At 61.8% G+C, this 19,115-nt stretch carries 16 protein-coding genes; 5 read left to right on the top strand and 11 right to left on the bottom strand.

Annotation, left to right across the window (positions count from 1 at the left end; genetic code table 11):
* Positions 1 to 134 precede the first annotated feature (134 nt).
* The 10 genes from otsB to AB8A33_RS00035 all read right to left on the bottom strand — a co-directional run bounded on the left by otsB (position 135) and on the right by AB8A33_RS00035 (position 10,668).
* Positions 135 to 950: a trehalose-phosphatase gene (gene otsB, locus AB8A33_RS00080; protein WP_439095813.1), complete on the bottom strand. Its 816-nt coding sequence runs from the start codon at positions 948 to 950 to the stop codon at positions 135 to 137.
* A 10-nt stretch (positions 951 to 960) separates the two neighbouring features.
* Positions 961 to 2,454, bottom strand: coding sequence for an MFS transporter (locus tag AB8A33_RS00075; RefSeq protein WP_439090873.1), 1,494 nt, complete (start codon positions 2,452 to 2,454; stop codon positions 961 to 963).
* A 169-nt stretch (positions 2,455 to 2,623) separates the two neighbouring features.
* On the bottom strand, positions 2,624 to 3,349 hold the full coding sequence (locus AB8A33_RS00070) for a GntR family transcriptional regulator (protein ID WP_439095812.1): 726 nt from the start codon (positions 3,347 to 3,349) through the stop codon (positions 2,624 to 2,626).
* 11 nt (positions 3,350 to 3,360) lie between these two features.
* Complete coding sequence (gene hpxZ / locus AB8A33_RS00065; RefSeq protein ID WP_439090872.1) at positions 3,361 to 3,759, bottom strand: oxalurate catabolism protein HpxZ; 399 nt, start codon at positions 3,757 to 3,759, stop codon at positions 3,361 to 3,363.
* A gap of 1 nt (position 3,760) precedes the next feature.
* Positions 3,761 to 5,176, bottom strand: a complete 1,416-nt coding sequence (locus tag AB8A33_RS00060; RefSeq protein WP_439090871.1) for an AtzE family amidohydrolase — start codon at positions 5,174 to 5,176, stop codon at positions 3,761 to 3,763.
* Positions 5,166 to 5,345: a DUF4089 domain-containing protein gene (locus AB8A33_RS00055; RefSeq protein WP_439090870.1), complete on the bottom strand. Its 180-nt coding sequence runs from the start codon at positions 5,343 to 5,345 to the stop codon at positions 5,166 to 5,168. The genes AB8A33_RS00060 and AB8A33_RS00055 overlap by 11 nt, the downstream gene beginning before the upstream one ends.
* A 20-nt stretch (positions 5,346 to 5,365) precedes the next feature.
* A complete protein-coding gene (locus AB8A33_RS00050) occupies positions 5,366 to 7,087 on the bottom strand; it encodes a dipeptide ABC transporter ATP-binding protein (RefSeq protein ID WP_439090869.1) in 1,722 nt (573 codons plus the stop codon).
* Between the two features lie 10 nt (positions 7,088 to 7,097).
* Positions 7,098 to 8,018, bottom strand: a complete 921-nt coding sequence (locus AB8A33_RS00045; RefSeq protein ID WP_439090868.1) for an ABC transporter permease — start codon at positions 8,016 to 8,018, stop codon at positions 7,098 to 7,100.
* A 10-nt stretch (positions 8,019 to 8,028) separates the two neighbouring features.
* On the bottom strand, positions 8,029 to 9,042 hold the full coding sequence (locus AB8A33_RS00040; protein WP_439090867.1) for an ABC transporter permease: 1,014 nt from the start codon (positions 9,040 to 9,042) through the stop codon (positions 8,029 to 8,031).
* A gap of 6 nt (positions 9,043 to 9,048) precedes the next feature.
* The gene (locus AB8A33_RS00035; protein WP_439090866.1) at positions 9,049 to 10,668 is read right to left on the bottom strand and encodes an ABC transporter substrate-binding protein; all 1,620 of its coding nucleotides are present in this window, start codon (positions 10,666 to 10,668) and stop codon (positions 9,049 to 9,051) included.
* A gap of 408 nt (positions 10,669 to 11,076) precedes the next feature.
* Between AB8A33_RS00035 and AB8A33_RS00030 the strand changes: the two genes are divergently transcribed.
* From AB8A33_RS00030 to AB8A33_RS00015, 4 genes are all read left to right on the top strand, one after another.
* The gene (locus tag AB8A33_RS00030; RefSeq protein WP_439090865.1) at positions 11,077 to 13,056 is read left to right on the top strand and encodes a TonB-dependent receptor; all 1,980 of its coding nucleotides are present in this window, start codon (positions 11,077 to 11,079) and stop codon (positions 13,054 to 13,056) included.
* Positions 13,057 to 13,238: 182 nt separating this feature from the next.
* Positions 13,239 to 13,973 (top strand): tonB-system energizer ExbB, encoded by a 735-nt coding sequence (gene exbB, locus AB8A33_RS00025; protein WP_439090863.1) that lies wholly within the window; start codon positions 13,239 to 13,241, stop codon positions 13,971 to 13,973.
* Positions 13,974 to 13,976: 3 nt separating this feature from the next.
* Positions 13,977 to 14,414, top strand: coding sequence for a TonB system transport protein ExbD (gene exbD, locus AB8A33_RS00020; RefSeq protein ID WP_439090862.1), 438 nt, complete (start codon positions 13,977 to 13,979; stop codon positions 14,412 to 14,414).
* A complete protein-coding gene (locus AB8A33_RS00015; protein ID WP_439090861.1) occupies positions 14,411 to 15,262 on the top strand; it encodes an energy transducer TonB family protein in 852 nt (283 codons plus the stop codon). The genes exbD and AB8A33_RS00015 overlap by 4 nt, the downstream gene beginning before the upstream one ends.
* 37 nt (positions 15,263 to 15,299) lie before the next feature.
* Here AB8A33_RS00015 and ugpB read toward each other — a convergent pair whose 3' ends face one another.
* Complete coding sequence (gene ugpB / locus AB8A33_RS00010) at positions 15,300 to 16,622, bottom strand: sn-glycerol-3-phosphate ABC transporter substrate-binding protein UgpB (RefSeq protein ID WP_439090860.1); 1,323 nt, start codon at positions 16,620 to 16,622, stop codon at positions 15,300 to 15,302.
* 431 nt (positions 16,623 to 17,053) lie between these two features.
* On the opposite strand from ugpB, the gene AB8A33_RS00005 reads away from it, so the two are divergent.
* Positions 17,054 to 19,057: an ATP-binding protein gene (locus tag AB8A33_RS00005; RefSeq protein WP_439095811.1), complete on the top strand. Its 2,004-nt coding sequence runs from the start codon at positions 17,054 to 17,056 to the stop codon at positions 19,055 to 19,057.
* Positions 19,058 to 19,115 lie beyond the last annotated feature (58 nt).

Here is a 19,115-nt window from a genome sequence, read left to right as displayed (position 1 = left end):
CACTGATAAACGTCTGTTCATCAATATGGTTCCTCGTCACCATTCGACCCAATTGAAACCAAATTCGGGCACGCAACGATGGAACTCACCTTTCAGTGAGTTCCATCTGCATCGGTATCAACGACATGGGTAAATCACTTTGATTTCGCGGCATCGTCGATCAGCAGGCGCGCGAGCCATGCGCGCACATCGCGCGGTTCGTCGAAGTGACCCGACACACCTTGCGCACGGCGGCCGACGGAGAATGCGAGACCATTCATGCCGGGCATGATCGCAAATACAGATTCATCGGTGACATCATCGCCGATGAAGATCGGACGGCGCCCGCTGAACGGCTCATGCGTCATCAGCTCGATCACGCCCGTCGCCTTGGTCACACCAGCCGGCTTGATCTCGCATACAGCCTTGCCGGGCAGCACTTCGATCGGCGCATTCGGCAAATCGGCACGGATCGCGGAAACCGCATCATAGATCGCCTTCTCCGCATGCGGCGCGAGACGGTAATGCAGCGCGAGCGCATAGCCCTTGTCCTCGAGCAGAATACCCGGACTCAACTTCGCAATGGCAGCAAGGCGACGCTTCAACTCCTTGTCCATCGGCGGCGCACCGGCCGCAACCGATTCATTCTCTGCCGAGAGTCGCATCTCGGCACCGTGACCACCCACCGCCGGGAACTGCATCGGCGCGAAAATCAGATCGATGTCGTTGACCGAACGACCCGAGACAAGCGCCATGGCGCCATTCGTGCGCTGCAGCAATTTGCCCATGGACGTCGCCAGATCCGGCGGCACCCACACTTCACGCGGCGTCGGCGCCAGGTCGAGCAGCGTTCCGTCGATATCGAGCAGCAGCGCACATTCGCTAAGCCGCGGCAATTCCGCACCCGGATACAGCACCTCTTCGGAATGCGGCGCATCGTCGACAGGGATTTCGATAATTTTCTGAGGCATGCTCATAAGACTACTCCACTACAGCCAACGGCCGTGCAACTGATTCAAGCGGCTGGCGTTCCGCCGCGATGGCATAGCGCCAGCCGACAATCGCAGCCGCGACCATCAGAACAGCGCCAAACAAGTATCCGGCAAACACGCTGTTGCGCGACCCGGTATCGATCAGCACGCCAAACAGAGCCGGGCCGGCAACGCCGCCGATTCCGGTACCGATCGCGTAGAAGACAGCTATCGCCAATGCGCGAACCTCGATCGGGAACGTCTCACTGACGGTGAGATAGGCCGCGCTCGCCGCAGGCGACGCAAAGAAGAAGATGATCATCCAGGCGATGGTCTGGGTCTGTGCACTCAACACATCGATCGAGAACAGATAGCCGGAGATCGCCAGCAATATGCCCGACATCCCATAGGTCACCGCGATCATCACGCGGCGGCCCAGCGTATCGAACAGCCGGCCGAGCAGCAGCGGCCCGAGAAAATTGCCCGCGGCAAACGGCAGGATATACCAGCCGACATGGTTGGACGGGATGCCAAAGAAATCCGTCAGTACCAACGCATAGGTGAAGAAGATCGCGTTGTAGAAAAACGCCTGCGACGCCATCAGCACGAGTCCAACCAGCGACCGCTGCCGATACAGCACGAACAGTGTCTGGGCGACTTCTTTCAACGGCGTATGATCGCGCATCATCAGCCGGATCTTCGGCAGCGCGGCCAGAGCCGATGGCTTTGCCTTCTGATGCGCTGAAGTTTCGATATCGGCCACGATCTCTTCGGCGCGCTGCGGCTGACCATGAATCATCAGCCAGCGCGGGCTTTCCGGAATCCACATCCGCATGAACAGCACGATGAGACCCAGAATAGCACCGGTGAAATATGCGACACGCCAACCATAGGACTGAGAAATGATAGCAGGATCGAGCAGAACGATGGCACAGACCGCGCCCATCGCCGCGCCAAGCCAGAAGCTGCCGTTGATCACCAGATCGGTCCAGCCACGATAGCGTGCCGGGACAAGCTCCTGAATCGTTGAATTGATCGCGGTATATTCCCCGCCAATGCCGGCGCCCGTCAGGAAGCGAAACAATGCATAGCTGGCAAGATTCCATGACAGCGCTGTGGCGGCAGTCGCCGTGAGATAAAGCGCAAGCGTAATGAAGAACAATTTCTTCCGGCCTATGCGATCCGTCAGCCAGCCGAAGCCCAGCGCGCCGATCACGGCGCCTGCAAGATAAGCGCTGTTCGCAAAGCCTATATCGAGGTTTGAGAACCGCAGCGCCGGATCTTCCTTGAGCGCGCCGGACAACGCGCCTGCCAGGGTCACCTCGAGCCCATCGAGAATCCATGTGATACCGAGCGCCAGGACAACCCGCGTGTGAAAGCCGCTCCAGCGCAGCGCATCCAGGCGTGCAGGAATGTCGGTCTCGATGATACGATTCGAGTCAGAAGCTGGCGTCTGGCCCGGCACCGGCGAAGGCGCGATATCCGCGCTGCTCAGATAAGCCATGCCGCCTTGCTCCTGAGCTTTTGTTCGATACGGACAAGCGGGAATCGACATCAACACGAAAATCCCGAAACCTTGCGGTGACGGGTGTTTCAGCGCCAAAGGGTTACATTCTCCGTGAAGGAACCCACGAAGAACGCGTTGGTTCCCATTTTATGCGGGGAATTGGGACCTAGAGCGAAACGGCGTAATGCTCGTATTCGCCGCGCACCAGTTCGATATGGGCGCGCATCGCCGCGGCGGCGCCGTTGCGATCGCCGCGCATGATGGCGACGACGACGCGGTCATGCTCGGCCTGCGACTTGGCGAGACGGCCGAGATTGCGGAACTGGGCGCGCCGGAACGGCTGCACCCGAACCCGGGTCGCGAGCGTGATCTCTGCGATGTATTCGTTCTGCGAACCCGCATAGATCGCGTTGTGAAAACGCTCGTTCACTTCGTGAAAGCGATCCGGGTTGCCGTCATAGCTCAGCACCCGCAGCTCTTCGTGGATGGCCTCCAGCCCGTGACGCTGTACGGCCGGCATCCGTTCGGCGGCGAGACCGGCACATATCGCTTCGAGCTCAGCCATTGCCTCGAACATCCCGGTGAGACGATCGATCGACGGCTGCGCGACGACGGCACCGCGATGGGCGCGCGAGTCGACAAGTCCGCTCGCCGTGAGCTGGCGCAACGCTTCACGAACGGGCGTGCGCGAAACATTGAAACGTTGTGCCAGATCGGTTTCGTCAAGCGGCGTGCCCGGCGCTAGTACGCCACGCACGATCTCGTCGGCGAGTTGCAGACGAAGCTCTTCAGCGCGCGTCAGCTTGCCGGTAGGTGTGCCGGCACGGTCAACCCGGCTGACCGGCCCGGCGATGCCCGCCTTGCGGCGCGGCTTCCCCGGCTGGATCAGCATGTCGTCGAAACTCATCCCTTGGCGCCCTGCGGTTCGTCGATCAGGCTGACAGACGCCGCCACGATTCGCCAGCCTTCCGGAAAGCGGATCCACGTCTGCATCTGTCGACCGACCTTACCCGGAGCCGTGTCGCGATAAAATAGCGTCGAAGCGACCGCAGTGTCGCGGCCATAGGCGGAAATCACCGTGCGCGCAGTGCGGCGCATCAATCCGACCGGCGAACGTGCACCGCGAAAGGCCTGGATCTCGTCATAGCCGTAGAGGTTTTCGCCCATACCATAGCGGAGCGTTCGGGGATCGTTGCGAAACAACTCACCGAGCACCGCAGTGTCGTTTGTCGTCAGTGCTTTTTCATAGCGCGCGAAAGCTTCGCCCACTTCGGCGATGACGTCCGGTAGATCAATGTCCATATCAGAACCCTTTTGCGCGCGGCGCGGCAACGACGCCGGCCCGCTCCAAAGCATAAGCGACGCGCAGCGCGATGTCTTCCCGCCACGGCGCTGCAATGATCTGCACGCCGATCGGCATCGGATCGAGTGGCACCGGCACGGCCGCCACCGGCAGGCCGATAAAGGAGATCGGCTGGGTGTGGATGCCGATATTGGCCCGCACCGGCAGCTCGACACCATCGAGCACGAAAGTCGCCTGACCCAGTTTCGGCGCGACGCAGGGCGTCGCCGGCGCGATGATCACATCGACGTCCCTGAACAGTTCGAGCACCTTCGCGCGATACCAGCGGCGGAATTTCTGCGCGCGATCGACCAGCGGCGCGGGCACCATGGCGCCCGCCAGCAACCGGTCACGCACCGCCGGATCGAAATCATTGGGACGCGTGCGTAAGCGATCCAGATGCAGTGAGGCGCCTTCAACCGTCGAGATGACATAAGCTGCAGACCGCGCGCGGGCGACCTCGGGTAGCTCGATATCGCGTGTGACGCCGAGCGCCTTGGTGACGCGGGCAACCGCTTCCTGGGCCTCCGGAAACAGGTTCTTGCGGAAGTATCCACCGGCCGCAGCGATACGGAGAGAGCCGATATCCTGCCCGAGCAGCGCCGTCACCGGCTCGATAGCGCGGGTCGAACACGCGGCGTCTTCGGCGTCGGGTCCCTGCATGGCGTCGTAGGACAGCGCCAGATCCTCCACCGACCGCGCAAACGGGCCGAGATGATCGAAGCTCGCGACAAACGGAAACGAGCGCGCCCGCGACAACCGGCCATAGGTCGGCTTCAGGCCGAAGATGCCGCAAAATGACGACGGCACGCGGATCGAGCCGTTGGTGTCCGACCCCAGGGCAAGCGGCACGAGACTGCCGCCGACTGCGCCGCCGGAACCGCCCGAAGAGCCACCGGTCATCCGGGTCACGTCATGCGGATTCCGCGACAGTCCATCATGAATATTCTCGCCCGTAAAATCATAGGCGTATTCGCCCATATTGAGCGCGCCGACCAATACGGCGCCCGCGGCTTCCATGCGCTCGACCAGTGTCGCGTCGCGGGTCGAGGGCGGACGATCGCGATTGATTTTGGAGCCGGCCCGGGTCGGCAGGCCCGTGACATCGAACAGGTTCTTCACGGCGAACGGCACGCCCGCAAGGGCACCAACGCTTTGACCCGCGGCAATCGCGGCATCGAGCGCCTTGGCCGTTGCACGTGCGCGATCGACCGTGACATCGGTGAATGCGTTCAGGACTGGATTATGCTGAGCAATCCGCGCCAGCGCAGCTTCGATGACGGCGAGCGCCGAGATTTTCTTCGAGGCGACCGCCTGTGCGATTTCCGACGCCGGGCGCCAATCGCCTTCGGGGGTGATAACGGGATCAAGCTGCATAGATGCTCGCCGGTTCGATTTCATCTGGCAGCGAAAACTCGTCGACCATTTTAGCCATTTTCAGCGTCACCGCGAGATTGGCACGGACGGACGGCTTCCATGCGTCTTCGATTGGCAATTCCAGCGCCCCGGCGACGGCGTCGATATAGTCATCAAGCGGTTCGGCCACGGTCCCTCTCTCGATCTGTCTCAATGAACCGGCAACGGCGGATGCGGGATCGCCGACAGCAGTTCCTTCGTATAGTTATCCTGCGGCGCATCCAGCACGGCCTCGGTCAGCCCCTGCTCGACGATCCGCCCGGTGCGCATCACGATGACACGATCGCACAGCAAACGCACCACATTCAAATCGTGCGACACGAACAAATAGCTCATGCCCATCGACTGCTTCAGATCCTGCAGCAGGTTCAGCACCACCGCCTGCACGGAGACATCGAGCGCCGCAGTCGGCTCGTCCAGGATGATCAGCTTCGGCTGCAGCGCGATGGCGCGGGCAATGCCGACACGCGCCTTCTGGCCGCCGGACATCTGATGCGGAAAACGATCGAGCAATTCGAGCGGCAACCCCACCTGCCGCGCGAGGTCCTCGCATTTTGCACGTAATGCATCGCCGCCCTTGATATCGCCGAGCTGCATGATCGGGTCGGCGATGGCCCGCGCGGCCGTGAAGCGCGGATTGAGACTGTCGGTGGGATCCTGGAACACCATCTGGATGCTCTTGCGCAACGGCAGCCGCGCAAAGGAGTTCGGCGCGATCTCGCCGATCTCGTCGCCATCGAACGAGATACGGCCCGACGTCTTGTCGATCAGCCGCATCACCATCATCGATGTCGTGGACTTGCCGCAGCCGGATTCGCCGACAAGGCCGACGCTCTCGCCATGGCCAACCGTGAAGCTGATGCCGTCGACTGCGCGAAATTTGTCCGGCTCGGTCGGCGGCTTGCGCGAGAACAGTTTGGCGAGCGACGCGGTCGCGCCCTGGCGGGCATATTCCTTGACCAGGTTGTCGACGACCAGCAGCGGCTTTGCAGCTGCATCGGCGCCGACGCTATCCGCCACCGGCTGCTGCACCGGCATCGCCGCGCGTTCTTCGGCCGGCAGCAGGTCGCGCAGCGAGACGCCAAGCCGCGGCGTCGCCTGCATCAGTTTCTTGGTATAGGCGTGTTTCGGATTGGCGAAGATATCGGCCGACAGTGCCGTCTCGACCACCCTGCCCTTTTCCATCACCACCACGCGGTCGCAATAGGCAGCGGCAAGACCGAGATCATGGGTGATCAGGATGGTCGACATGCCGCGGCTCTTGGTGAGCTCGACGACGAGATCCATCACGGCCTTCTGCGTCGTGACATCAAGGCCGGTGGTCGGTTCGTCTGCGATCAGAAGCTGCGGATTGCAGGCCAGCGCAAGCGCGATCACTACACGCTGGCACATGCCGCCCGAGAGTTCGAACGGATAGGCGTGATAGCGCTCGCGCGGGCGTGCGATCTTGACCTGCTCCAGCGCCTCGATGGCCTTCTCGGCACGGTCTGCGCTGCCGGCCTGCGCATGCTGGCGCAACACGTCCTCGATCTGGTCACCGACCTTGCGGATCGGATTCAGCGCCGCCCGTGGATTCTGAAAGATCATCGAGATTTCGCGGCCGCGCAGGTCGCGCATCTGGTTCTCTGTTGCGCCCTTGATGTCGACGCCGGAGAACATCACCGACCCTTCAGCGATCTTTCCAGCGCGGTCGAGAATGCGCATCACCGCATAGGAGGTCACCGACTTGCCCGAGCCGGACTCGCCGACGATGCCCAGCGTCTCGCCCTTGGCGACCGAAATATTGACGTGCTGCACGGCCTTGACGATGCCGCGTCGCGTGGCGAATTCGACAGTGAGGTCGCTGACGTCGAGAAGCGGTTGAGCGGTCATGTCCGAGCCCTCACGTGCGTCGCTGCGGATCGACGATGTCGCGCAGACCGTCGCCCAGCAGGTTGAAGCAGAACACCGCGATCATCAGCGCCAGACCGGGAAACAATGCGATCCACCACTCGCCCGACACCATGAAGGACGCACCTTCGGCGACCATGATGCCCCATTCCGCGGTCGGCGGGCGGACACCGAGGCCGATGAAGGAGAGACCCGCCGCGTTGAGAATGGCGTAGCCCATGGTCAGCGACATCTGCACGATCATGATCGGCATGATGTTGGGCAGGATATGCACCAGCAGGATGCGCATCTCGCTATTCCCGGACAGTCGCGCCGCCTGCACGAAGCCGGCCTCGCGGCGGACGTTCGCCTCGGCCCGCGCGACACGCGCGTAGAGCGGGAAGTTCACGATCGCAGTCGCGATGATGATGTTCTGCACGGTGTTGCCCAGCGCCGCGACAATGCCCATAGCCAGCACGAACAGCGGAAACGCCATGATGGTGTCGGCGATGCGACCGACGATGCGATCGGTCCAGCCGCCGAAATAGCCCGAGGCGATGCCGGCGAGGCCGCCCATGGCGAACACCAGGATGACCGAGGCGATGGCGATGAAGAAATCGAGCCGTGTCGCGACAATGACGCGGCTGAAAATGTCACGCCCGAGCTGATCGGTCCCAAACCAGTGCGCCGCAGATGGCGCCTTCAATGCCTGGGCCGTGTCGCTGGCGAGCGGGTCATAAGGCACGATGTAGGGACCGAACAGCGCTGCGAACACGATCAGCACCAGCAGGCCGAACGCAAAGGCCGTGACGCGGTTCTCGCCGAGAATGTAACGCGTGTGTTGCAGCGTCGCGGCGAAGCCGGAGGTGCGTTTTGCGGGCGCCGGCTGCGGTGCAGGAACGGCTTCGGAATCGACGGGCGTGACAACGTTCATGGTCTACACCTCACCCTTCCAGCCGCACGCGGGGATCGATCACGCCGTAGAGAATGTCGATGATCAGATTGATCAGCACATACATCACGGCCATCGTCAGCACGAAGCCCTGCACCGGTGCGAAATCCGACGAGATCAGCGCTTCCACCGCGTATGAGCCGATGCCCGGCCAGGCGAAGACCTTCTCGACCAAAACATTCGCACCGAGCAGGAACGAGAACGTCATCGACAGCGTCGTGATGACCGGCAGCATGGCGTTACGAAAGGCGTAAGTGACGATCACGGCGCGTGGCGACAGGCCGCTGGCGCGAGCCGTCCGCACGAAGTCAGATGACAGGATCGCCAGCATAGATGCGCGCGTCATGCGCGCGATCGGCGCCAGCGAGAAGATCGCTAGCGTCGCCGTCGGCAAGATCAACTGGTTGAAGGCCGACCTGAAGGCTTCCCAGTCACGGGCGATGAGACTGTCGATCAGATAGAAGCCGGTCACATTCGGCGGCGTCGACGCGAACACGTCGAGACGTCCGAGCGGCGCCGGCGACCAGCCCAGCCTGAAATAGAAGACATAGACCAGCACCAGACCAGTGAAGAACACCGGCAGCGATACGCCGGCGGTGGTCGTCACCCGGCAGAGATGATCGATCCATGAGCCCGGCCGCGTCGCGGCAAGGATACCCAGCGGAATGGCGATCATGACCGAGACCATGAGACCCAGCAGCGTCAGCTCGGCCGATGCCGGCAGGCGGTTGCGGATTTCCGTCGCCACCGGCTGGCCCGTCGTGAGCGAATTGCCGAAATCGCCCTTGGCCAGATCCGCCGTATAGCGGAAGAACTGCTCGATCAGCGGCTTATCGAGACCGAGCTTCTTGCGGATTTCCTCCACCGCCTGCTTGTCCGCTGACGGTCCCGCGAAATAGGCCGCGGGATCGCCGGGCAGCGCGCGCGTCAGCAGGAATGTGACGATCACCACCCCGATCAAGCTCGGGATCGCGAACATCAGTCGTTTGCCGATCAGGCTGAGCATGACACATCACGCCTTCACGAGCGCGCGATAGTCGAGCCGACGGTGGAACCAGTATTGGTAGCCTGAGATGTTCTTCTGCATCGCCACGTTGACATAGGGCTGATACAGCGGGATCCGCGGCACATCAGTGAAAGCGAGATCGACGAAGCCCTTCACATCGGCATCATAGGCGGCCTTGTCGCCGGTTGCGGCAGCGGTGCGCGCGCCGTTGATGAACTTGTCCATCTCGGGCGACTTGTAGCTCATGGTGTTAAACACCGAATTGTCGCCGTGATAGCACCAGTAGAAGAAGTATTCGGGGTAATCGAGCCAGCCGGAGAACACGTTGGTGTAAAGCGGCATCTCCTTCTTGTTCAGCTCGGTGCGCCAATTGGCGCCGGGGATCTTGTTGATGGTCGTCTTGATGCCGATCTGGCCGAGGCTTTCCTGCACCAGAACACACAGCGGCTCATTGACCACGGCAAAGCCGAGATCGAACGAAATCGTGGTCTCGAAGCCGTTGGGATAACCGGCCTCCGCGAGCAGTGCCTTCGCCTTGACCATGTCGGTATTGTATTTATGCGGCTGCGGCCACGCGACTTCGGTCGGCTTGTCGGCTGATGCGCCGTACATCGGATTGGCGAGACCAAACAACACAGCATCGACGATCTTCTGATAGGGCAGCGCATAGGCCACGGCCTGACGCACCTTCGGATTGTCGAAGGGCGGCTTGGTGACGTTCATGCCGATATACTGGATGCCGTTGGAGAACGGCAGCGACACCACGTCGAGCTTGCCGTTGGCCTTGATCTCCTGGAAATCCTTGTAGGGCAGTTCATAGGACATATCGGCATCGCCGCGCTCGAGCAGCGCGCGCCGGTTGCCGGCCTGCGGCACCATGCGCCAGATCACGCGCTTGATCTTCGGCATTGGGCCGGAGACCCAGTCGTCATTGCGCTCAAGCACGACTTCGGTGCCGGCGGTCCACTTGGTCACCTTGTAGGCGCCGCCACCGGCGGTCTGCATCTTGGTGTATTCGAGACCCCACGGATCCTTCTCGGTGGCGTTCTTCTTCACCAGTTCGGAATTGATCACGCAGGGCACGATCACAGCGAGATCGGGAATCGTCAGGCGATCCTTGGTGGCGAAATCGACGCGCACGGTATGATCGTCGACAATGACGAACTGCTCGGGCTTCTTCAGCGAGCCGGCGCTCATCTGGAAGGTCGGAAAACCGCCGACGCTCACCGAACGATCGAGCGACCACTTGACGTCCTTCGCCGTCACCGGCGAGCCATCGTGGAATTTGGCGTTCTTGCGCAGCTTGAAGGTCGCCGACATGTCCGAGATGGTCATGTCTTCCGCGAGTTCGGGCTTGAACTTGTCGCGGTCGTAGTAGGGCACACCGCCGGGGCCGGCCTTCATCTCATGACCGATCAGGCGGTCGTAGCAATTCCAGGACACTTCATAGCCGGGCACATTGGTGCCGACGCCATGGATATCGAGGTTGTTGGGGCCGCTTTCGGAAACGATCAGCAGGGTTTCGGACCGGGCATCAGCCTTGGCGGACGAGAAGATCGCCGGGCCGGAGACCATGGCGCCGGCGGCGGCGCCCGTGGCGGTTTTCAGAAAATCACGACGCTTCATTCTTGCTCTCCCCAAGGGCGCGAGTGGATCGGCTTGGGAACAGACATCGCAAACTTCGTGCCAGAGCTTAACGAACACCTAATGCGCGTCTAGGCACCTGATAAACCTTGCATTTCCGCAGCGCGCTCGACGGTCAGCATCGCCTAGACTCAGTCATGTTGCATACAAAGATATTGATATGCATAAAATTTAGACCGCTGCGCGTGCTTGCCCGGTCATTACTCGCCCGATTCCGGCTTGACATAAACGGCTCCCGCCTCCTTATTGCGAATAGTTCGCATTAGCATTCGCATCAGATCAGTAACGTTGGGGAATGGCGTGAGTTTAAGGTTGTGGGCATCGATCACGGGGGCAGCATGCCTCTCGTCAGTCTGGGTTGGAGACGCGAAGGCTCAGGAGGGACAAACGTTGTCGGAAATCGTGGTCAGCGCCGAGCGGCAGAAGGAAGCGGACGGCTTCCAGTCCACCACGCTCCTGACCGGTGACGCACTCCAACGCACCACCTCCGCCTCCATCGCCGACCTGCTGGCAACCCAGCCGGGTGTTGCGGCATCGACTTTTGCGCCGGGCGCGAGCAGGCCGAACATCCGCGGCCTCGACGACTATCGTGTTCGCATTCAGGAGAACGGCATCGGCAGCCAGGACGCGTCGGATTTCAGTCAGGACCATCAGGTCCCGGTCGATCCGCTCTCCGCCGACAAGATCGAGGTGATCCGCGGTCCCGCAACGCTGCGCTATGGCAATCAGGCCATCGGCGGCGTCGTCAATGCCAGCAACAACCGCATTCCGGAAAATCTCGTGCCGGACAATTTCAGCGCACGCGTCAAGGGCGGCGGTTCCTCGGTGGATAGCAGCATCGACGGCGCGGCCAGCATCGATGCGTCAGGCAACAATGTTGCCATTCACGTCGACGCCTTCGGCCGCAGCGCCGGCGATTACAGAATTCCCGGCGGCGGCGTGCAGGCCAATACGAGGCTGCGCTCGGAGGGCCAGTCGGTCGGCGGCTCCTACATCTTCGATGGCGGCTATATCGGCACCGCGATCCAGCACATCACCAGCCTGTATCATATCCCCGGCGTCGCCGAGTCAGCTGCAAGAACCCGCATCGACCTCGAACAGACCAAGGTGACCAGCAAGGGCGAATGGCGCGCGCCAACCGACGGCATAGCCGCGATCCGCTACACGTTCGGCGTCAGCGACTACAAGCATGGCGAGCTCGGCATCGGCAGCAATGGCGTCGATGGCCTGCAGAACACCATCACCAACAAGGAAATCGAAGGCCGCCTCGAACTGGACCACGCCGCGGTCGCAACGCCGCTCGGCGCATTGACCGGAAGCTGGGGCGTGCAGGCCAGCAATCGCAAGCTCGCCACCGCAGGCCTGCTCGGCGGTTTGCTCGCACCGACCAACACGGACACAGTCGCAGGCTTCGTGTTCGAACAGTTGCAGCTCTCGGACACTCTCAAATTTCAGGCGGCAGGTCGCATCGAACATCTTTCCGTGTCCGGCATGGCGCCGATCTTCCCCAGCAATTTCCTGCCGCCGCCCGACACATTCTCCGAGACCGCAGCGACACGCGATTTCACCCCGAAGAGCTTCAGCTTCGGACTGCTGAAATCACTGCCCTGGGACATGGTTGCCAATCTGAGCGTTCAGCGTGCGCAGCGCGCGCCCGCCGCGCCCGAGCTTTATTCGCGCGGTTCTGATGGCGCATCCGGCACCTTCGTCATCGGCAATCCGGATCTGAAAATCGAAACCGCAGAGTCGGTCGAAGTCGGCCTCAAGCGCAGCAGCGGCCAGCTTCGCTTCGAGGCGAGCCTCTACTACACGCGCTATCTGGATTTCATCTTCAAGCAGGTGACCGGCAACTTCTGCACCGACACTTTCGCAAGCTGCGGCGCGACCGGCCCGCTTCTGCAGGTCGCCTATGGCCAGCGCGACGCGAATTTCCGCGGCGCCGAGCTGATGGCACAACTCGACGTGACGCCGCTCAGCGACGGCATGTTCGGCATCGATACGCAATTCGACGTGGTCCGCGCGACCTTTGCCGATGGCAGCAATGTTCCGCGCATCGCACCGATGCGCGTTGGCGGCGGCGTCTGGTGGCGCAGCGCTGAATGGTATGCCCGTCTGGGTGTCCTGCATGCATTTACGCAGAATGACATTGCGCTCAATGAAACTTCGACCGCCGGCTACAACTTGCTCAAGGCTGAGGTGAGCTATACCCACACATTCGCGAAGGTCGACGGCGGCCTGCGCGACATCACCTTCGGCGTCACCGGAGACAATCTGCTCGACGAACAGGTCCGCAACCACATCTCCTTCAAGAAGGCGGAGGTGTTGCAGCCCGGACGCGGCGTACGGCTCTTCACGAGTATGAGATTTTGAGCGCCGAGACCTTGGAATCGCTCCAGTTTGGGCCTCAACTCCGCCTCCTGAGGGCGACATCGTTCACATGCGAAGCTATTCTTTCGCCATCATCTCACATTGCAAACTTCGACCGACGGAATGCAGCCCCTATGACAAGATCCTGGTCTCCCATCGCAACTGTATTCGTGGCGGTTAGTGGAATGGCGGCGGTTCCGCAGTTTGCTGTAGCTGCGACCACAGAAGCGTTGCTGCCGCATAATCTGTCCCCATGGGGCATGTTCATGAACGCCGACATCGTGGTGAAAGCCGTGATGATCGGTCTTGCCATCGCCTCGCTGGCGACCTGGACGGTCTGGCTCGCAAAGACCATCGAACTCAACCGCGAAACACGGTCCGCCAAACGGCGGCTCGACATACTGGAAAGCGACACGACGCTGGCCCAGGTCGAGCGCGACAGCGCCGATGCCCGCGACCCCGTGGCCCAGCTCATTCATTCGGCAGTGCGCGAGACCGCTCTCTCCCATGGACTGTTCGATGACGGCTTCAAGGAGCGTATCGCGCTCCGGCTTGAGCGCGTCGAACAGGCGATGTCGCGCAGGATCTCTCGCGGCATCGGCGTCGTCGCAACGATTGGTGCGACTGCACCCTTCGTCGGCCTGTTCGGAACCGTCTGGGGCATCATGAACGCCTTCATCGGCATTTCGGAAACCAAGACCACCAACCTCGCCGTCGTCGCACCGGGCATCGCAGAAGCATTGCTCGCGACAGCACTCGGTCTTGTCGCAGCCATTCCGGCCGTGGTGATCTATAACCAGCTCGTTCGTAACATCACGACCTACCGTGCGCTGCTCGGCGATGCCTCCGCACAGGTCATGCTGCTGATGAGCCGCGATCACGGCCGTCGCGGCATGCCAATCTCGCGGGCGGCGGAATAGACCATGGCTGCAAGATTAGGTGGACGCTCAGGCGGCGGTGACGACCTCGAAGTCAACCACGAAATCAATGTGACGCCCTTCATCGACGTGATGCTGGTTCTGCTGATCATCTTCATGGTGGCAGCGCCGCTCGCAACGGTTGATCTCGGTGTCGATCTGCCGGCAAGCGCGGTAGAACCACAGCCGCGTCCTGACAAGCCGGTCTTCGTCACCGTCAAGCCTGACCTGACGATCGCCGTCGGCGAAGACATCATCCCGCGCGATACGCTGAGCGGTACGCTGGATACTGCGACCAAGAACAACAAGGACGAGCGCATCTTCCTGCGCGCGGACAAGGTCGTGAGCTATGGCGATCTGATGGAAGTGATGAACCTGCTGCGCAACGCAGGCTATCTCAAAGTCGCACTGGTCGGCCTCGACGGACGAACCTCCGCGCCATGAACGTCTTTGCGCTACATGCGCCGACCGACAGCGTCGGTCTTCGCTGGACCGGGTCGGCGATCGCTATCGTCGCGATCCATGCCGGCCTGATCGCCGCAGGAATCTGGTGGTACCATCAACCGAACCCGCCGGGCGTTACTATGCCCACCATCATGATCGACCTGGCGCCTGCCACCGCCGCACCTGAAACGCAGCCGCTGGATATCGCACCCGGCCCCGAGATGCAGCAGTCGGAAGCGCCGTCCGAGCCGCCGCCCGAGCCGGTTCAGCAGAAGCAGGTCGAAGAACAGATCCCGCCGACGCCACTGATGGAGAAGCCGGTCGTCGAAGCCCCGCCCGAGCAGAAGATCGAGCCGACGCCGCCCCCGCCCGAACCCGCCAAGATCATTCCCGATCCGCCAAAGCCGGTGCCGGAAAAGCCCAAGCCGAAGCCGATACGCGCCGAGGTCAAGAAGAAGCCCAGCGATACGCCGGCAGCGCCGCAGACCACCGCAGCACCGCGCGCAGAACGCATCGCGCCTGCGGCATCGGCGGCCGCCGCCGGTGCATCGAGGGCAGCGTCAGCGTCTTACAATCAGCTCGTTCAATCACACTTGCAGCGCTTCAAGCAATTTCCCCAGAGTGCCCGCACTGGTCAGTCAGGCACGGCAGTCGTCAGGATCGCCTTTACGCTCGATCGCGGCGGTCGCGTGCTGTCTTCTCGCCTCCTGGGATCGTCGGGAAATTCGGCGCTCGATGCCGAAACGCTCGCCATGGTTCGTCGCGCGCAGCCATTTCCGGCATTTCCGCCGGAGAAGACCGGCGGTACGGAAGCATTCAACGTTCCGCTCCGATACGATCTTCGTTAGCAACCGAAGATCGTGATGCGCCGCGCCCCGGCAGATATCACTGCACGGGATTGGCGCGTTCGAACTGGCGCAGCAGTTTGTTACCGCGCTCTGCTGCACCGTCGAGGGCCTCCTGCGCGGGCTTCTTGCCGCTGAAGGCCTGCTCCAACTCATCCTCGATAGCGTCACGGATCAGCGTGAACGAGCCAAGGCGCAATCCCTTCGAATTTTCCGTCGGCGCTTTGAGCGTGATCTGCTCGATGGATTTCACGGTGCCAGGGTTGCGGTCGTAAAAACCCTGCTGGCGCGTGAGTTCATAGGCGGCGCGCGTGATCGGCAGGTAACCCGTCTTCTGATGCCAGGTCGCCTGCACTTCGGGCTGCGAAAGAAACGCAAAGAACTTCGCGATGCCCTTATATTCTTCGCGCGGGCGATCACGCAGTACCCAGAGCGTTGCGCCGCCGATGATCGAATTCTGCGGCGCGGCCGTGACATCCGGCCAGTAGGGCATCAGGCCATAGCCGACCTCGAATTTCGCATTGGCGAGAATGTCGGCGCGGGTGCCCGACGAGCCCAGAAAAATCCCGCATTCGCTCTTCTGAAAGCGTGGCTCAGCCGCTGTCGCGCGGCCGCTATAGTCGAAGACCTTGGTCTTCTGCCATTCGGCGAGCTGCGCGATATGGCGCGCCATCAACGGATTGTTGAAGGTCAGGACAGCGTCCAGACCGCCGAGACCATTGGACTTGGTCGCCACCGGAATGTTGTGGAATGCCGAGAAGTTTTCGACATTGATCCATGACGGCCAAGCTGTGGTGAAGCCGCAAACCGCGCCTGCCGTCCGCAATCGCTTGGCAGCGGCGCCGAGTTCGGGCCAGGTCCGCGGCGGCTCGTCCGGATTGAGCCCGGCGGCACGGAACAGATCCTTGTTGTAGTAGAGGATCGGCGTCGACGCATTGAACGGAAAGGACAGCATGTTGCCGGCCATGTCGGTGTAATAGCCCGTAATGGCGGGCAGATAGGCCGAGGGATTGAACGCTTCCGCCTGATCGCGCATCAGCTCATAAACGGGATAGGTCGCGCCTTTGGCGGCCATCATGGTGGCCGTCGCGATCTCATTGACCTGGACGATGGCCGGCTGGCTGCGCGACCGGAAGGCAAAGATCGCCGCGGTGACGGTCTCGGTATAGTTGCCCTTGTAGACCGGAACGATGCGATAGCCCGTCTGCGTGGCGTTGAAATCCGCGGCCAGCTTTTCGACATGCCGGCCGAGTTCTCCGGACATCGCGTGCCACCACTGAATGTCGGTGGCGCGTGCGGGCGTCGCCATCTGGCTGACTGTCACCACAAGCGCGAGATATCCGAGCGCCGCCTTCAACTTCATTTCATCCTGCCCTACAACGCCGTCGGCTACCCGCCTGTTGCGTCATCATTGGGGGCCAAAGCGTCCGCCCAATAAAATAATGATTCCATTATAGTTTTGATCGAAATTGCCCCGCACGGTGGCGTTCACCGGACACGATCAGCCGCAGCACTCTGTTGCGACTTCGCGGCGTTCGGTTCAATCGGACCAAGTGTGGCTCAACCAGCTGTTGCAAGCCAATAGCCAGCAACACCTCTATTTGCTAGATTGAACTGTCTCGCAACCTCAACGAAACTCTTTCAGACTATAAAGATCGAGTTGCCGGGTTGTGACGCACGGCTGTCTCACCGATTGAACCTTTCGCAAGGCCGAATGACAGACCTGTGGTGACGAGCCCGCACAACGGAGTTTCCGACGGACAGGACGAACTGGCGGCGCGAAGCCGGACCAGCTTGGTGGCGGCTGTCCGCGCGATTCCGATCCGCTGGCGCATTCTGTCCATCGCAGCCCTGAACTCCGCGGTCGTTCTCGTCTTGGCGGGATTGATCTGGAGTGGCTCGCGGGTGCTGTCCTCCGCTTGGGACGACGTGCGCCAGGTCCGGCAGTCCGATCAGGTTCTGGCCCTGCTCGAGAGCGAGACCGGCCGGCTGCAGAACCTGATCCATCGCTATATCAATCAGCCCAGCCCCGAACTGTTCGCCGAGATTCTGCTGTTGCGCGAGGCTGTGCTTGGGACACTGAATACCCGTGCCTCGACCGACCCCATGCTGTCAGGCTCGGTCGCCGAGCTGGAGCGGGTCACCGAGCGCTTCCTCAGCGGTTTCGGTGAATTGCGGACGCTTCAGACCACCATCGCCAAGACCTATGAGGAACAGGTGCTCGGGCCTGCCAAGGACATGGCGGGGCTGTACTCCATCATCGAGGGCGCCACCGGCCAGCGAGACGCGCTGATCTGGCCGGCACTCGGCAAGTCACGCGAGGCATTCACCGCGATGCTGGTCGCCGCCAACGCCTATTATCTGTCGCTGGCATCCGCCGCGGCCGAGGAGGCGCGGCGCAACACAGAGACGATCGAGCGCACCATCCCGGTCATGACCGACCTTGCGGACAATGATCTGCAGCGCATTGCACTGCAGCGGCTCAAGGGACGCTCAGTTGCACTCCGCCAGGGGCTCGCAAAACTGTCGGAGCAACTCTCCAGCCGCACGGACCTGCTGCGCAATTCGATCGATGCCAGCCAGGCCGACACGATTGCTGCGATCGATGGCCTGTCCGTCAAGATGCGCCAGCGCGAGCAGTCCGCGCAGGCCACTTTCGACCGCACGCTGACGGCGATCTCCCGCAATGTCATGGTCATCGCCGCCGCATTCCTTGGGCTGATCATCACCGCAGGCATTATCATCGCGTTGAGCATCCGCCTGCCGCTGCAGCAGATCATGGCCTCGATGCGCGCAATCACCTCCGGCGACTATGATCGCAAGGTCCAGGGCACTGCCGCTACGGACGAAGTTGGCGCCATGGCCCGCGCGGTCGAAGTATTCCGTGAGAACGCCGTCGCCAAGCGCGAAGCCGAGAACGAGCTACGGGCATCGAAAGAGAAGGCCGAAAGCGCCTTGCTCGAACTAAATGCCGCACAGCAGAATTTGATTGACGCCGAACGGCTGGCCGCACTTGGCGGTCTGGTCGCCGGCGTGGCCCACGAGGTCAATAATCCGATCGGCATCAGCCTCACCGTGGCATCAAGCTTCGCGCGGCGCTCGGAAATGTTCGAGGCCGAGCTGCGCTCCAATGCCCCGCTGCGGCGCTCGCAACTGGAAGAATTCGTCAAGACGTCACGCGATGCGGCGCAGCAACTGGTCGCCAACCTGCATCGCGCCGGCGAGCTTATTCAGTCCTTCAAACAGGTCGCCGTCGATCGTTCCCATGCCGAACGGCGGCAATTCAGCCTCTCCGAGGCCACCGATCAGATTATCGCCAGTCTGCGCCCCGTCCTGAAGAAGGCTCCGATCACGCTGACAGTCGACGTGCCGGACGGGCTGATGATCGACGGCTATCCCGGTTCCTACGGCCAGATCCTGACGAATCTGTTCCTGAATGCGGCCAATCACGCGTTCCCGGACGGCAAGCCCGGCGCCATCGCTATCACCGCCAAGCCGCGCGGCACCGACGATATCGAGATCAGCTTCTCCGACAACGGCGCGGGCATGAGCCCGGACGTCCAGCGACAGGCTTTCGACCCGTTTTTCACCACCCGCCGCAACGAAGGCGGTACCGGCCTCGGCCTCCACATCGTGTACAATCTGGTGACCCAGCAGCTGGGTGGCCGGATGATGCTGGAGTCAAGACTGGGACAAGGCACGACATTTCGCATTATCATGCCGCGGGCCGCCACTGGCGCCGCCGGATCATTTGACGGGACTACGCAATGGCCGACCAGGACGATGTCCTCTACCTGATTGAAGACTCCGGTGATGTCCCGGAAGAATCCAATAACCGAAAATGGAAGATCGCGGT

Source organism: Tardiphaga sp. 813_E8_N1_3 (assembly GCF_051811025.1).
Lineage (GTDB): Bacteria > Pseudomonadota > Alphaproteobacteria > Rhizobiales > Xanthobacteraceae > Tardiphaga.
The sequence above is the reverse complement of the archived record's forward strand: the minus strand, read 5'-3'. Positions and strand labels throughout refer to the sequence as shown.